Below are 15098 nucleotides of genomic sequence, written 5' to 3'. Positions count from 1 at the left end.
ATCGACACCGCCAGTGGTGTAGTGGAGGGTGTAACCACGCCAATGGTCATTGACCCGGACGCCTACTATCAACTGGTAAGCCGCAAGAGCAATAAGCCGCTGGGCATCATTGGCAATGCGACGACGGACGGCGTGGACCTGGAGCAGCGCGCGAACTCAGGAACTGCCAGCCAGCAATGGCAGCTTAAGGATGCAGGCGGCGGATATTATAAAATTGTGAACCGCAACAGCGGCAAGCTGATTGGTGTTGAAAGCGGTGCAACAACAGATGGTGCAGTTATCGAGCAGTGGAGCGACGGAGGCTGGTCCAGCCAGCATTGGCAGCTGGTATCCGTAACCGGAGGTTATTACAAACTGAAAAATCGGGCGACCGGCAAGCTGATCGACATTTCCGAAGGTGCCACCGCCGATGGAGCCAAGGCCATTCAATGGAGCGATAATGGCGGGACGAATCAGCATTTCCGTGTAGTTAAAGCAGAATAGCTCAGCTTATTTTAAGAATTTCATAAATTTCAAAAGGAGCCGTATTCCGAGCCAATCATGGATGATTGCAACGGAATACCGGCTCCTTTTTTACGTAAAAATGATGAAGGATGATGAAGTTGGTGATCTCTGATACGTTACACTTCCCACGGATAATCTGTCGTCAGGAAACTCGCCAGCTGCTTGCTTTCTTCCCTGCGCTGACGCCGTATTGCTGCCCGCGATGGAGCCGTCTGGTGCAACTGCATTTCCTCTTCTGTTTCCGGAATCACCTGCGGCACGGTCACTTTACGGTTGTGCTCGTCCAGTGCCACAAAGGTCAGAAAGGCCGTAGCGGCAATTTTGCGGTCGCCTGTCATTAGCCCTTCGCGGATCACCTTTACGAATACCTCCATCGAGCTGCGGCCTGTCCAGGTAACAAATGCCTCCAGCGTGACGGAATCGCTCGGATGAATAGGCAGTAGAAAATCCACCGAATCCGTAGAAGCCGTAACTGTGTTCGTGCGACACAGCTTGGCAGCAGCGATTGATGCGATATCGTCGATATACGACATCAGTCTGCCTCCGAAAAGTGTGTTATGATTGTTAATGTCGTTGGGAAATACACGGGACGTCTTGAAGCAGTAGGTTTCTCGGATGTACTTGCTTTCCATGGGTTCTCTTTCCTCACTTTTCCTAGTTGCTATCTTTTAATATCTCAGAACTTTGCAAAATCCTCATGCAAAAGCCTGTTTCAGGCTATCCTCATCATCCCACTAATCCGCATAATAAATCAATACATAAAAATCCGCATCCTCATCCGAATCATTGCGGTAGGTATGTATGTCGGACACCTGAAATTGTATGGCATCCCCTGCGCTCAGTTTGAGCTGTTGCCCTTGCATTTCAAAGTACATTTCCCCGCGGATCATGAGAATCGATTCTTCTCCCAGATGCTTCTCTGCCTGGTGTGTAAAGCCCGGCTTCAGACTTACCGTGAACACCTCAAACTTCTTTTCCGAATGATACGGGAATACAGGGTACACAAAATAGTTACCATCCTCATCAATAACCGGATGCAGGTCCTCCCTGCTAATTTTCGTGATTTGCGGGGGGTCTTCTTTGAGAAAGGTGGAAAAGGATACGTGCAAGCCGTTCGCAATTTTCCAAAGTGTGGTCACTGTAGGATTGGACTTCCCTTTCTCAATTTGAGCCAGCATCCCCTTACTGACCCCTGTTAGTTCAGCCACCTTATCCAGACTAAGTCCTCTAGTCTTCCTGATTTGGGCTAAATTAGAGCCGATAATGTATTGCATTGAATCCACAGATCGTGCCTCCTCGTGTCCAAAAGTCTATATAAGAAGAATACACAAAAGACAGCTTGCTCGCCACAGGAGATATTCAATATAACATACAAACGTATAATATATTGATTATTTTTAAACTTCCGTTGTATACTGTTATAAAAAATCATGCACTGGAGGTCAGGTTGAAATGTCCATAGCAACGGAGTTGAGTGGAACGGAGCCCGATTCACTCAGCTTTTTACAGGGGGTTAAAGATTGTATTCCTACATTGCTCGGCTATGTATGCATTGGGTTCGCAGCAGGTATAGTGGGGGCCTCATCCGGGGTTAGCACGATAGAAATTGCTCTGATGTCAGCACTTGTATACGCAGGAGCGTCTCAGTTTATTATGTGTTCAATGCTGGCTACCGCCAGTCCTCCATCCGTCATTATTTTAACGACATTCATTGTGAATGCCCGCCACCTGCTATTAAGCGCGTCGCTGGCTCCTTATTTTACCAAATATTCTCTGTGGAAAAACATAGGTATCGGCGTTCTTTTAACAGACGAATCCTTTGGGGTAGCATCAGATAAATTGGCTAAAGGCGGACAGGTAAGCGATCGCTGGATGAGCGGGCTTAATATAACGGCGTATTTCGCCTGGATTGCGTCCTGCGTGGCGGGAGGGATTCTCGGGAACTGGATTTCCAGGCCGGAAGCTTTGGGTCTGGACTTTGCCCTGCCAGCCATGTTTCTTGCCCTGCTCATTTCTCAGCTGCAAAGTATACAGGCCTCCAAACTCAAGCACCGGCTGCTGCTCGTGCTGTGTATGGCTGTTCTGATGTACCTTTTATCTTGGTGGGTGCCATCGCATATCGCGGTCATAGCAGCTACGATGATTACCGCAACGATTGGAGTGTTAACCGACAAATGAACATCCATCCCCATGTCCTGTATATCATTATCGGCGGCATGATCGTCACGGCGATCCCAAGGATCATTCCCTTCGTCGTGCTGCAAAAGCTGGCGCTGCCCAAGACAGTGCTGCAATGGCTCTCCTATATCCCCATTTGTATTTTTACAGCACTCGTGATGGAAAATCTGCTCGTCCGGACCGAAACCTCGGTCACTCTGAATGGGCAAGTGCTCATAGCTGTCCTCCCTACGCTGGTGACTGCCTTGTGGAGCAAAAACCTGCTGGCTACCGTCGTTGTCGGTATTGTGAGCATGGCTATAGTTCGACTATTGTGGCTGGGATAGAAAGAATTTAAATCGAGTTCCATCACATATCGTACATCCCCGTGAATATACTTAATAACCAACAAGGCCAAACTGTGCCGTGTATCCACTTGGGGGGTGCCTAACAAATGCCGGAACCACGCCAGCCACATTCATTCATCGTATCCCGCGAAGATTGGTCGCTACATCGCAAAGGGTACCAGGACCAGCAACGTCATCAGCAGAAGGTCAAGGATGTCATTAAGCAAAATCTACCCGATCTGATAACGGAAGAAAATATTATTATGTCGGATGGTCAACAGATTATTAAAGTGCCGATTCGCAGTCTGGATGAGTATCGCTTCATTTATAACTATCAAAAGCAAAAGCATGTGGGCCAAGGGGATGGCGACAGTCAGGTGGGAGATGTCATCGGACGTGATCCTGCTGCCCAGAAACCGGGCAAAGGCGAGAAAGCCGGCAATCAGCCCGGACACGATATTGTGGAAACGGAAGTTAGTATAGAAGAACTGGAAGATATGCTGTTCGAGGAAATGGAATTGCCGCATTTACAGCAAAAAGACAAGGATCAAATTGAGGTTAAATCTATCGTATTCAATGATATACGTAAAAAGGGCATGCAAGCGAACATTGACAAGAAACGAACCATTCTCGAAAATCTGCGTCGCAACGCCCGCGAGGGCAATCCGGGCATTCATCATATTAGTCCGGACGATCTCCGCTATAAAACATGGGAAGAGAAAACCATCCCCCAATCCAACGCGGTGATTATAGCTATGATGGACACATCAGGCTCGATGGGATCTTTTGAAAAATATTGCGCCCGCAGCTTCTTTTTCTGGATGACCCGCTTTTTACGCCGTCAATATGAAAAGGTGGAAATTGTCTTTCTCGCGCATCACACCGAGGCCAAGGAGGTTACGGAGGAAGAATTTTTTACCCGTGGAGAAAGCGGCGGCACCATCTGCTCCTCCGCCTATATCAAGGCATTAGAGATCATTGACAAGCGATATCCTCCTTCCAGCTACAATATATACCCCTTCCATTTCTCGGATGGCGATAACCTGACCTCGGACAACGAGCGGTGTGTGAAGCTAATCGAGGAACTTATCAAGCGAAGCAATATGTTCGGCTATGGAGAAGTGAATCAATATAATCGCAGCAGCACACTGATGTCAGCCTACAAGAACATTAAAAAGGATCAGTTTATGTATTATGTCATCAAGGAAAAAGGCGAGGTATACCAAGCCTTGCGTACCTTTTTTCGCAAACGGGAAGGGGGAACCGCAGGATGAGCACCGACCAGAAGGAGTTGGAATATGCGATATCAGAAATTATGGAGATTGCAGATGGATTCGGGCTCGACTACTATCCGATGCGGTATGAGATTTGTCCGGCGGAGATCGTATACACGTTCGGAGCCTACGGGATGCCCACACGTTTTAGCCATTGGAGCTTTGGAAAAACATTTCACAAAATGAAGATGCAGTACGATTTTGGCCTCAGCAAAATCTACGAGCTGGTCATCAACTCCAATCCCTGCTACGCCTTCCTGCTGGAAGGAAATTCATTGGTTCAAAATAAGCTGATTGTCGCCCATGTGCTGGCGCACTGTGATTTTTTCAAGCACAACGTCCGCTTCTCAACCTCCAACCGCAATATGGTGGAAAGCATGTCCGCCACCGCAGAACGAATCAGCAGCTATGAAATGGAATACGGCTCGAAGGCCGTCGAATCCTTCATCGACGCCGTACTGGCCATACAAGAGCATGTCGACCCACAGCTTATCAAACCAAGGCATCTGGATAAGCAACGCTACATGGAGCTCAAAATCCGGGAGCAGAAAGAACCTGAAAAACGCCAACGTCCCCCTGGGCCTTACGATGATCTGTGGTCACTGGACACCGTGAAGCCACAGCCGGATTCGACGGAAAGCGAAGGCATCCACATACGGCAGTTTCCACCGGAACCGGAGAAGGATATCGTCTGGTTTATTCAGGAATTCTCGGAGGTGCTGGAGGACTGGCAGCGGGACATTATGACGATGCTGCGCGATGAAATGTTGTATTTCTGGCCCCAGATGGAGACCAAAATCATGAATGAAGGCTGGGCCTCGTATTGGCATCAGCGGATTGTCAGGGAACTGGATTTGACCGGGGATGAAACCGTTGAATTTGCGATGCTGAATGCTTCTGTCGTACAGCCTTCCAAGCAAAGCCTGAACCCGTATTATTTGGGGCTTAAAATATTTGAAGATATTGAAAAGCGATGGGATAACCCAACCCGTGAGGAGCAGGAGCGACAAGGACGCAAACCGGGCGAAGGACGCGCTAAAATGTTCGAGGTACGGGAGTTTGACTCAGACACCTCTTTTATACGCAATTACATGACCAAGAAACTGACAGAGGATCTGGATCTGTACGTGTTCGAGAAACGGGGACCGGATTGGAAAATCACCGATAAATCCTGGGAAAACATACGGGATCAGCTTGTATTTTCGCGTGTGAATGGGGGTTCTCCTTATATCGTCGTCGAGGACGGTGATTATCTGCATACAGGCGAGCTAAAGCTGAAACACCAGTATGAAGGAATTGAGCTGGATTTAAAATATATGGAGCGCACGCTCCCGTATGTGTATCAGCTATGGGGCCGCGCCGTTCATTTGGAAACGGTGATTGAGGGTAAGCCCGCCTTATTCTCATACGACGGCAAGAAACATCATCGCAAGTTTGTGTAATACGTATAGACGAAAAGAATCAGCCTGAATTAAAAAAGGTGCATTCCGAAAAACGGATATGCGCCTTTTTGTACGGCTGGATCAAGAACCTACTTTTCCTTGAATTGAACAATATAGCTTTGATTCAGCTGTTTTTCGCCTTCCGAAATATTCTGGTACATGGATAAAAATCGAGCCGACGGACTCCATACCGTAGGGCTGTCATAGGACTGGATGTCGGTCGTGACCGGAGTTGTTTTACCCGTGGACTGATCAAACACATACAACCCTCTCATCCCCTGCTGATCCTCATCATAAATGGAAAAAGCCAGCTTGGACCCGTCACTGGACCAGCTTCCACGGCTCATTAAAGTCCCCTGACCGACGGTTCCCTTCTCTTTGCCATGTTCATCCAATACAATCATGCGAGCAGGTTCGGAGGTGTTCCATTTTCTTTTTTCAATGGCAATCCATTTACCGTCAGGCGACACAGCAAAGGACGCAGCGCCATTCGCAATCGTTACAGCTTGCGGGTGGTCCATAGTAAACCGATTCAGCACCCGGTACCCTTGCTTATCATTGCCTGTATAGAATATGGCGTTCCCCACTTTTTCGACATGAGTAATCAGTTCAGTACGATTCGGGTCTTGAAACTTCAATTCTTTGGCCTTGCCGTCCAGACCAATCAGATAAATTTTGCCGTCCGGTGCGCCTGTAATCAGATGTTCTTTATCCCCCCAGCTTACTTCGTTGGACATATCCAGCTTGCCTATCGGTGTAACCTTACCGCTGCTTAGTTCAAGAATATAGCCGCGAATATCATATTTACTGCTGGTGCTGCCCTCGGTAAAAAAGACATGGCGCTGATCCGGTGATACCACAGCGAGCAATTGCGGAGCCTGGCGGTCCGGTAGCAAAGCCCGTTCCTTGCCTGTCTTTACATTATGAATCAACAGCCGGGTCTGTCTCTCCACAATCAGCTCTTCGTCACTTAGCCAAGACCTCGCGTAGACATCTCCCAGCTTGTCGATGGACGATACCACCAACTCGTCCGTTACCTGCTGCCGGGCTGCATCGGTGTCAATCACCGTAAGCTGTTGTCCCGGCTTCGTACCAGACGATGGTTTCCCTTCTCTTGCGTCGTTCATTCCGCAAGCACTGAGCAATACAAGAGCTACTGCGCTCATTGTGAGCAGTCCCGTGATTCTGTATCGGAAAAGCCATGCACGGGGATGATCGCCACAAGGGACGCCGTTCTTTTGGACGTGGTTCATTCTGTGTTTCTTGATCATGTCATACGACCTCCTTGTTTACGATACCCCCAATTTAATACCTTAACATCTCATGAATACATCGGATTGTTTCCAACTTGTAAACAAGAGGTATTTTCTAACTCTGTAGCTAACGATTGTAGCTGACGATCAATCCGTTGACAGAGAGCTATCGAAAACCAACAAAGGCAGCTTAAGCGAAAATTCATTCCCTTGCCCATTCTCGTTGGCATTCTCTATTACACCATCGCCCGAGGCCGTAAGATGCAGCTCCCCTCCCATACGCTCAGCCAGTCTGCGCGCCAGAGGAAGTCCAAGCCCTGTACCGCTATCCTGACGGGAACGATCATGACTCAAGGTAGCAAACGGCTCGAATATCATTTCCCATTTTTCCCGGGGAATCCACGGACCGGAATTGCGTACATACACGATTACGGTATCCCGTTCCACCCGGCTCGATAACGTCATCCAGCCTCCATCCCGATTGTACTTCACCGCATTATCCAGCAGATTCAGCACAATATGCATCAGATGCTTGGGATCACCCCATACCTTGGCAGGAACAGCATCTATCGAAAAATGAAGTCCACGCTTCGCTGCTTTTCCCCGGATGCGGCTCCCGGCATCTTCGAGCAACGAGTGCAGATCCACTTCCTCCGCATGCAATTCAAAATCATATTTATCCAGCACGGATAGCCGCAGCGAATCTTCTACAAGCTCGTACAAACGTTTCGCTTCCTTGTGGATGCTTTCTCTGGCTTCACGCACCAGTTCCGGGTCATCCCCATACATATCCAGCAGATCAGCGTAAGCCTGAATAGAGGTTAACGGGGTTTTCAGCTCATGGCTAATATTGCCGATAAAAGATTTTTGCTGCTGCTCCAGCTCCCGCAAACGCTGAACCGCTTCTTCCAGCCGGAGCTTTTCGTTCTCCAGCGCGGTAATGCTCTCCCGGATCACATGACTCATCTGGAGCATTCCTTCATCCAGCCTCCCCAGCTCGTCCTGCCTTCGAAGCAATCTCGCTTCAGGATAATGCCCTGCCGATATCTGCTCGGAAGCACGAGTCAGCCGTCCGATGTCCCTCGTCTGTCGGCTGACATAGCCCAAGCCCAAAATAAAGCTCAATACCAGCACCGCCCCGCCCGTCCATAGAAACAAGCGGGCAATGGCCTGATAGAACTGCTGCTGTGCTTCTATGGAGGTATGAAGCTGCACTACTCCCAACAAGCCCTCCGGACCTTGGAGTGGTGCCAAATAGATGATGGTGCTGCCTTCCGTAATGTAGGCGATCTTGCCTTGGAGCGCATAAGAAAGCGCCTGACTGACATCCGTTCTAAAAGCCAGCGGCAGCGAATTGCCAACCTCATGCCCCTTACGGTCATATAAAATAACGCGCATGTTGCTGGACACGCCCAGTTCCACCGCGAGTTGGGGGGCCTGCTTCTTCATGAAGGCCTCGGACGATGGACTCACTCCCAACAGATAGGACTGCTTCACGCGCATTTCCACAATTTCAGCCTGACGCTTTAAGCCGCGCTCCATTTGTTCTGTCTGGCTGGTACGAATCCCGGTAAGCACAAGCCAGCTCAGCACACCGACCGTAAACAGCAGCAAAGCCGCCAGCACCAGCGGAAATTTCCAACGCAGACTCAAGCCTGTACGCTTGCGATTGCGCTTCTGTCCATCAGTGGAAAACAGGCTCTCTCGCTGATTCGATATATGTTCATTCACGTTATTTTCTCTGCCTTATAGCCGATACCATACACGGTCTGCAATATCGCCTGATGTGGTCCAAGCTTCTTGCGAAGACGCTGGATATGGATATCCACCGTCCGTGTTCCGCCCACATAATCGAAGCCCCACACCTGCTCCAGCAGCTCGTCCCGGGTATACACTCTTCCGGCATGGGACACCAACAGCGCCAGCACATCAAATTCCTTGGGAGTGAGATCCAGCGTCGTTGCTCCGATTTCAGCCGTTCGGCTGGACGGACGTACCCGCAACGGTCCAAGTACCGTTTCCGTTCCTTCCGGTGCAGGCGCTCCTTCTCGTTCCAGCCTCCGTACCAACGCCTTGATACGTGCGAGCAGCTCTCTCAGATCAAACGGCTTGCTCATAAAATCGTCCGCGCCCAGTTCCAGCCCAAGTACCTTATCCACGATATCGTTTTTGGCAGTCAGCAGTAAAATACCGATGCCCTTCCGACTTTCCAACCGGCGGCACACCTCATATCCGCCCAATTTGGGCATCATCACGTCTAATACCAGCACATCCGGATGAAACAAACGTACTTTTTCCAATGCGTCCTCGCCATCAACGGCGGTTTCCACCACAAAGCCTTCCCTTTTTAACGCATAGGCCAGCGCATTCCGAATACTGGGCTCATCGTCTGCTACCAGTATTTTTTTATCCATGTTCTTCCCTCCCTGCCCCAAGGCCAAGCGTCCGTCTACTTATGTTCCCGCAAATAATAATGAATCAGACAGGTATGGCATATAAACTGCTCGCGTGGATCGTTAAGATCAAAATCCGTCATGTCACGGATCCGTTCCAGTCTGTATTTTACTGAATTACGATGTATAAAAAGATAATTCGCCGTATCTATCAGACTGCCCCTGTTCTCCAAATAATAAAATAACGTTTTGAGTAAATCGCTGCCATGTGACCGATCATATTGCTGAAGTTTCCCCAGCTTGCGTTCGAATACATTTGAAAATTCCTCTGTGTCCATCGCTTCTCCAAGCATATAGTGCATCTCTATATCGCCGTATGTGCAGACACGTTGATCGGGATACAGCCGCTGCGATACCGTAATCGCGCGCCGTGCCTCATTGTAGCTTTGGAGCAGCTCCCACAGCTTTCTGGTACTTCCGATGCCTATATAATAATCACCCTTGCCCAAAGCTTTTTCACTTGTCCAGCTCTTCAGCGTTTCCGCCCAGGATCGTTCCTCCTCAGTACCATCCCCGTCTTGATGATCATTGGAATGAAGCGTAGGCAAAAACAATACCGCCCGGTTGGAACGGAACTCAATATGAGACACTACCCGCCGTCGGGCCGATTCCAGGTTCAGCAATCCGGAAAGAGTCTCTTCGGGCGGAGCCGCAGCACTCTCCAGGACAGCAACCTCCCAATCATAAGCCGGGTTAAATCCCAATTGACGCCCTCTCCGCTCAACCTCATGGCGCAGCGGCACCGGAGGCGTCATGAGCTCATCTATAAAATTCCCCCGCAGCCGACTTTCCGTATCTTCTACCGCCTTTTCACGCATTAATTCCAGCGCCATCACCAGACGTGCCTGTTCAATGCCAACCTGCTCCATATCATCCAGCTCATTGCGGGCAATGACCAGCTTGGCGACCGTGCGCTTATCCACATTAATGGGAAAATGCCGAGAATCTTGCGCCTTCATCCAATCCCAGCCTTGTGGTGAAGTGACAATAGCTTGACCTCCATTATCAATCAAAGCAACCGGAGCTTTAAGCAATTCTGCTATATTGTCACTAACAGCCTGTATGCCACTGTTCTCCAGAACCATCGTGGTTAAGGTTCGATAGATTCCTTCCGAGCGCCGCAGCAGCTCTGCCTGCCGGTTCAGCACCATATCCATGACACGCTGTGTAATATCTGTATATGGAATTTCGGCTGGAATTTCAATCACTGGAAGACCGCAGGCGTTGCTTGCCTCCAGCGCACTGCGGGGGATTTCCGTGAGAAAGCGGGTCGGCTTGATCGCAAGCGCCGCCGCCCCGCCCTGATGCAGCAATTGAATGATTTGACACAATACCTCAGGCTCATGGCGGATAGAATAAGCGGTTGTCATCAACAATACCCCCTCCCGAATCCAGCCTTTCAGATCGGGAACCTCCATAATGTCAATAAAACGGACAACCCGGTTCACCCCCTGTTCTCCGCTTAATACCTTTGCCTCCTTCAACTCGGGGATTGCCATAAGCTCCTGAACTGTTACACCCGGTATTTTCATAATGACAGACCACCCTGCTATTTATTTTGCAAAGTCCTTGCTTCATCTAATTTTCAGGATAGTGTACCAAAAAAGCTCACAAAACAAAACCTTTTACCGCTGGTTCATGTCTATCCAATCCAGGCCAATCCTATTTTTAGGAGCTCGATGGAACACAAATAAACCGCCCTTTTCCGGAAAAGACGGTTTATTTCGATATTAAGCTATTTATAAACAAGTTAAAAAACTACCCTGCCTGGGCTTCATCATGATGGGGCTGCCAGCGTATCGAAGCAGCCGCACCAAGCGCCACAATCGGATCAACGGCTCGAATACCCAGCGCATGCTCCAGCTCTGGTGCAAAGTTCATCGTTACAAAACCTGTGCAGGCCAGCACAATGACCTCAGCCCCCTTCTCTTGAAGCCGCAGGGCCGCTGCCATGGCAGCCTCTTTGCCTTGTGGAGTGTTCAGGTCCAGCGTCGTCCGCACACCCTCGGGACGCTCCGTACCGATATAAGACTCGCCCAGTATATGGCGAATTAATGGTGGAGCCTCGTCCAAAATGGTCAACACGCCGACACGGCTGGCCGATGTCAGAGCCAGATGTGCTGCACAGGATCCGGCTCCATAGACAGGGACAGCTACAGCCTGGCGAGTTTCCTCTAGTGCTGGATCTGCCGCGCAGCTAATACCGATAGACGTACAGCCCTGTTGAACAAGCTGTTGCGCGGCGAGCACAATTTTGGGCACTGCCTCCCGGTCTGTGATATCATCGTAAATTCCCTTGGGCTGATCGGGGATACATACACTGGTAACAGGCAGCCCGTAGCGCTGCTCGATGACCCGGCCGTGGAGGCCGATAGCTGCTTCGTCCTGCATGGTGAGCACTCTAATAATTCCAAGCATGATGATTTCCTCCTTTATCTCTCCAGCAATTGACCAGCCTTCATAATCAGACGATCATCCAGATATACATCCGGTTTTTGAACGACCCCGTCAATATGTACACCCGCGGCAACCGTTCCTCCAAAGGTATTATTGCTGCCAAAAGCGACATGGATCGTGCCGTATACTTTCTCATCCTCCAGCACAACGCCCGTAATGCGGGCTTTATCATTCGTTCCAATACCAAACTCGGCCAGCATTCTGCCATCACCTTCACCCAGCATATCCAGCAGGGGCTGTCCAGCTTCTCCTTCCGCAGCGGTCAATCTGCCATTTTGTACTGTCAGCAGGAGCGGCTCCTTTAATGCACCGATTCCCGCCACAGAACCATCCACTACGATCTGGCCTTGTGCCGTTCCTTCCAGCGGAGCAATATACGCTTCGCCGGAAGGCAGATTGCCGGATTCGCCTGGGTTCAAATACATACCTGTGCTGGGAACACCGTCGCGACCTTCAATGGTAAAATTCAGTCTATACCCATCCTTTTCAATCCGTACCTGTTTGGCTGCTGTCAGCAATGCGGTCACCTCTTCGGTCAGCGCCTTGACCTTGGGATAATCAGCAGCAATGGCCCCGTTCATGAACATATCATCTGTCATACCAGGCATGGTCGCCAGACGAGCTCCCGCCGCTGCGGCCTGCTTGCGAGCACTTGTATGTGTCAGCGAATACCGGGTGACACATACAACAACGCTAGAGCGAAGCATCGCTTCGGCAACAGGAGCCGGAGGCTCTTCGCCTGATTTGGAGCGCACCTTCATCGTCAGAATAGCTGCTTCTGCTCCCAGTGCCTTGCCAGCTTCATATATGGACTCGCCCAATTCCTTTTTATCATCGTCGGTTACAACGAGAAGTGTCTCTCCGGCGGTGAGTCCCAAACATTTTTGCAATACATTTTTACTGATTTCAATACGCTGTTGACTCATATTTCTTACCTCCTATTTTTAGGCTCCTTACACCATTTCCGATACGAGCTTGCCGATCAAGGCATTGGACAATATGACCGGAACCCCTGCATAACGCGTCACCAGCTCTCTATGTGTCTCCGTATACCCCATACAGTCGAGTACAATAAGATCGGCTTGGTCCTTGAACTGTCCGGCAGCTTGGCGAAATTCCTCCATACTACCACTGTAAGGCGAGGCCGCTGCAAACTGGGGATTCAATCCGTAAGGAGTGAATTTCAGCTTGAGGTTATCCCTCTGTTCTTCGAGCGGTCCAATCAGTCCAAGTCTTCTTCCGCTCGACATGGCTTTAAGTACAGGTGGAAGCACATGATCCGGTTCGATTAAAAAAGCCGTTCGGGTGTGCAATCCGGGAAATACGCCAGTACAAAGCAGCAAAATCGTACGTATCCCCTGCTCCTCCATACGTGTGATTTTGTCCTGAAGCAGCGGTTGGATTTTCTCACGTGAAATGACCACCGACTCCCCGGTTGTCAGACGCGAGGTCAATACATATTCTCCCGGCGACGGCGATAGATGCTGTTGTATATAGTCGGATGAAAGCCCGTCCAGCGCGCCTGCCTGTACCAGTTCTGCCCGGCCTTCCAAGGCCCTTTCTACAATAGGAGCCACATCCGACCGGGGAGCTTGCCCAATCGTAATCATCCCTAGCTTACTCATCCTGAATCCCTGCCTTTGCTTCATTTTATTTTACGCTCCTGACGTTAAAGGGCAAGCCTGCGGCCTGCCCTGTTATGCATCAGCCCTGGCTTTGAGCACTGCCTGCTGTCTGCAATATTTTCATGGAGCCATACAATGCGGTGATTCTGGCAAATTCCTGCGGATCATAAAATCTACAAGTTCCATTCGTAAATTCCTTGGCGGTTTCAATTGAAAATCTCACGGCAGTGGCAATATCAATCTCATGACTTGCCCCTGTACCGCATCCCGGTACAGCCGCCTGCGCTGTAATCGCAACACCGACTACAGGTGCATCTGTGGCTACAGCAGGCTGTAAAATCGAATTAATATGATACAGGTCGTTGCCATACGGCGTGATATCCTGCATCGTAACCGGAAAAGTAACAGGCAATTGTGCCGTAGTCTGTTCCATCAGACGCAATAAATCCTCACTGACCCGCAAAATATAGCCTTCCTTCACCGTAGGTGAAATTGCGATTCCTTTATGATTAATAACACGATTGCCTTTGGTGGTGTCGATGGACAAAATAGCTTCCATTCCGAGATCAATCTCATGGCGATTCATGTCCATAATATCCACAGGTGAATCCATAAAATCAACCGGCTCATGCGGGCGCGTAGGTGCATCCGGGCAAATGTGGGTGGTGACAATCACATCCCCCTTCAGCCTATCACCTTTAATCTGCATGTCTGCCAGCTTTAGCGCAGCCGCCACCGCCGCAATCGCTCCATCGGCATCAGATACGAGGCCAATTCGGGATGGACGTGCGCCGATCCCGCCCAGGCGACCAACAATACCGAATGTTGGTGCTGTACCTCCCGAGCTTTTACCTTCTGTACCGGGAATAAGCACATGGATAAAATCCGTGCTCCCCTTCGCTCCGGTCACCTGTTTTACGGTTACGGCAATATCCTCATATCCAGCAAAAAGCTGCTTCACTCGCTCTCCATTCACATACGCGCTGTCCAGCGCTTCGAATACGGTTAATGTTTGTTGAAGTGCCATCGTTGCGTTCCTCCTGTATATTTTATAAGTAGGGCAGTATCGGCTTATGGATTATTGGCTCAATCGCTTGCAACAATTTGCTGTTAGACATGGTCGTACTCAGCAGAAGTCGTTCCTTCGGTACTGCAATAACAGCCAGCTGCTGTCCTTTGGCTACGGCAGCTGTGATTACAGGTCTGCCTGTATCGATATCCAATGTCATGATCAGGTCTGGAAATGTGGCTAACCGTTCCCCGTCAAGCTCCAGCGACATGTACTCATTCCAGAAGGTCATTTCGTAGACCCGACCGCTATCCGTTATATGAACCACCCCGGCGTCAAAGCCTCCTGATGTTTCAAGCCGACACTCCGTGACTTCACCGGTAGCGATAACCTTGCCGCCCAGCTCAGCGGTCACGGCAGCAATCGCAGCCTCGCCCCGATGTGCCAGCATCGCTTCTCCGACGGCGATTGCCCGGGAAATGGCTCCCGGGGTACCATTCGCTTTTGCATAAGCAGCAGTCACTGGATTCCTCGCAACTGCTACCAATCCTCCAGCTTCCACCGAGGCTTTACGAAC

The 15098-nt window shown here is 50.0% G+C and carries 16 protein-coding genes; 5 read left to right on the top strand and 11 right to left on the bottom strand.

Features of this window, described 5'->3' with window-relative positions:
* The coding region (locus tag WG8_RS28180; protein ID WP_007429620.1) for an RICIN domain-containing protein at positions 1-483 on the top strand (483 nt) is incomplete at its 5' end.
* Positions 484-620: 137 nt separating this feature from the next.
* On the opposite strand, the gene WG8_RS07990 is transcribed toward WG8_RS28180, so the two are convergent.
* Positions 621-1136 carry an acyl-CoA thioesterase gene (locus WG8_RS07990; RefSeq protein WP_007429619.1) on the bottom strand — a complete coding sequence of 172 codons (516 nt, stop codon included), beginning with the start codon at positions 1134-1136 and terminating at the stop codon, positions 621-623.
* 102 nt (positions 1137-1238) lie between these two features.
* Complete coding sequence (locus WG8_RS07985; protein ID WP_007429618.1) at positions 1239-1787, bottom strand: helix-turn-helix domain-containing protein; 549 nt, start codon at positions 1785-1787, stop codon at positions 1239-1241.
* A gap of 169 nt (positions 1788-1956) precedes the next feature.
* Here WG8_RS07985 and WG8_RS07980 point away from each other — a divergent pair, with 169 nt between their 5' ends.
* From WG8_RS07980 to WG8_RS07965, 4 genes are all read left to right on the top strand, one after another.
* On the top strand, positions 1957-2682 hold the full coding sequence (locus tag WG8_RS07980) for an AzlC family ABC transporter permease (protein WP_007429617.1): 726 nt from the start codon (positions 1957-1959) through the stop codon (positions 2680-2682).
* The gene (locus tag WG8_RS07975) at positions 2679-3008 is read left to right on the top strand and encodes an AzlD domain-containing protein (RefSeq protein WP_007429616.1); all 330 of its coding nucleotides are present in this window, start codon (positions 2679-2681) and stop codon (positions 3006-3008) included. The genes WG8_RS07980 and WG8_RS07975 overlap by 4 nt, the downstream gene beginning before the upstream one ends.
* Positions 3009-3115: 107 nt before the next feature.
* Complete coding sequence (yhbH, locus tag WG8_RS07970; RefSeq protein ID WP_007429615.1) at positions 3116-4282, top strand: sporulation protein YhbH; 1167 nt, start codon at positions 3116-3118, stop codon at positions 4280-4282.
* Complete coding sequence (locus WG8_RS07965; protein WP_007429614.1) at positions 4279-5724, top strand: SpoVR family protein; 1446 nt, start codon at positions 4279-4281, stop codon at positions 5722-5724. The genes yhbH and WG8_RS07965 overlap by 4 nt, the downstream gene beginning before the upstream one ends.
* A gap of 89 nt (positions 5725-5813) precedes the next feature.
* Here the strand turns inward: WG8_RS07965 and WG8_RS07960 are convergent, their stop codons facing one another.
* The 9 genes from WG8_RS07960 to WG8_RS28175 form a co-directional block, all read right to left on the bottom strand.
* Positions 5814-6995, bottom strand: a complete 1182-nt coding sequence (locus WG8_RS07960; protein WP_007429613.1) for a WD40 repeat domain-containing protein — start codon at positions 6993-6995, stop codon at positions 5814-5816.
* Positions 6996-7124: 129 nt separating this feature from the next.
* Positions 7125-8708 (bottom strand): sensor histidine kinase, encoded by a 1584-nt coding sequence (locus tag WG8_RS07955; RefSeq protein WP_007429612.1) that lies wholly within the window; start codon positions 8706-8708, stop codon positions 7125-7127.
* Positions 8705-9391, bottom strand: coding sequence for a response regulator transcription factor (locus WG8_RS07950; RefSeq protein ID WP_007429611.1), 687 nt, complete (start codon positions 9389-9391; stop codon positions 8705-8707). The genes WG8_RS07955 and WG8_RS07950 overlap by 4 nt, the downstream gene beginning before the upstream one ends.
* Positions 9392-9426: 35 nt before the next feature.
* On the bottom strand, positions 9427-10962 hold the full coding sequence (locus tag WG8_RS07945; RefSeq protein ID WP_007429610.1) for a PucR family transcriptional regulator: 1536 nt from the start codon (positions 10960-10962) through the stop codon (positions 9427-9429).
* Positions 10963-11188: 226 nt separating this feature from the next.
* A complete protein-coding gene (locus WG8_RS07940) occupies positions 11189-11848 on the bottom strand; it encodes an aspartate/glutamate racemase family protein (RefSeq protein ID WP_007429609.1) in 660 nt (219 codons plus the stop codon).
* 14 nt (positions 11849-11862) lie between these two features.
* A complete protein-coding gene (locus WG8_RS07935; RefSeq protein ID WP_007429608.1) occupies positions 11863-12813 on the bottom strand; it encodes an aminopeptidase in 951 nt (316 codons plus the stop codon).
* A 27-nt stretch (positions 12814-12840) separates the two neighbouring features.
* Positions 12841-13536, bottom strand: a complete 696-nt coding sequence (locus WG8_RS07930; protein ID WP_007429607.1) for an AroM family protein — start codon at positions 13534-13536, stop codon at positions 12841-12843.
* 55 nt (positions 13537-13591) lie between these two features.
* Complete coding sequence (locus WG8_RS07925) at positions 13592-14539, bottom strand: DUF1177 domain-containing protein (RefSeq protein ID WP_007429606.1); 948 nt, start codon at positions 14537-14539, stop codon at positions 13592-13594.
* A 22-nt stretch (positions 14540-14561) separates the two neighbouring features.
* The coding region (locus WG8_RS28175; RefSeq protein ID WP_007429605.1) for an S-methyl thiohydantoin desulfurase domain-containing protein at positions 14562-15098 on the bottom strand (537 nt) is incomplete at its 5' end.

Origin of the sequence: Paenibacillus sp. Aloe-11 (assembly GCF_000245715.1) — a bacterium.
GTDB lineage: Bacteria > Bacillota > Bacilli > Paenibacillales > Paenibacillaceae > Paenibacillus > Paenibacillus kribbensis.
This window is presented reverse-complemented; position numbering and strand designations above follow the sequence as displayed.

Coding starts and splice junctions, on each gene's coding strand:
- WG8_RS07990 (WP_007429619.1), bottom strand. CDS start 1,136: ATGGAAAGCAAGTACATCCGAGAAACCTACTGCTTCAAGACGTCCCGT.
- WG8_RS07980 (WP_007429617.1), top strand. CDS start 1,957: ATGTCCATAGCAACGGAGTTGAGTGGAACGGAGCCCGATTCACTCAGC.
- WG8_RS07975 (WP_007429616.1), top strand. CDS start 2,679: ATGAACATCCATCCCCATGTCCTGTATATCATTATCGGCGGCATGATC.
- yhbH (WP_007429615.1), top strand. CDS start 3,116: ATGCCGGAACCACGCCAGCCACATTCATTCATCGTATCCCGCGAAGAT.
- WG8_RS07965 (WP_007429614.1), top strand. CDS start 4,279: ATGAGCACCGACCAGAAGGAGTTGGAATATGCGATATCAGAAATTATG.
- WG8_RS07960 (WP_007429613.1), bottom strand. CDS start 6,995: ATGATCAAGAAACACAGAATGAACCACGTCCAAAAGAACGGCGTCCCT.
- WG8_RS07950 (WP_007429611.1), bottom strand. CDS start 9,391: ATGGATAAAAAAATACTGGTAGCAGACGATGAGCCCAGTATTCGGAAT.
- WG8_RS07945 (WP_007429610.1), bottom strand. CDS start 10,962: ATGAAAATACCGGGTGTAACAGTTCAGGAGCTTATGGCAATCCCCGAG.
- WG8_RS07940 (WP_007429609.1), bottom strand. CDS start 11,848: ATGCTTGGAATTATTAGAGTGCTCACCATGCAGGACGAAGCAGCTATC.
- WG8_RS07935 (WP_007429608.1), bottom strand. CDS start 12,813: ATGAGTCAACAGCGTATTGAAATCAGTAAAAATGTATTGCAAAAATGT.
- WG8_RS07930 (WP_007429607.1), bottom strand. CDS start 13,536: ATGAAGCAAAGGCAGGGATTCAGGATGAGTAAGCTAGGGATGATTACG.
- WG8_RS07925 (WP_007429606.1), bottom strand. CDS start 14,539: ATGGCACTTCAACAAACATTAACCGTATTCGAAGCGCTGGACAGCGCG.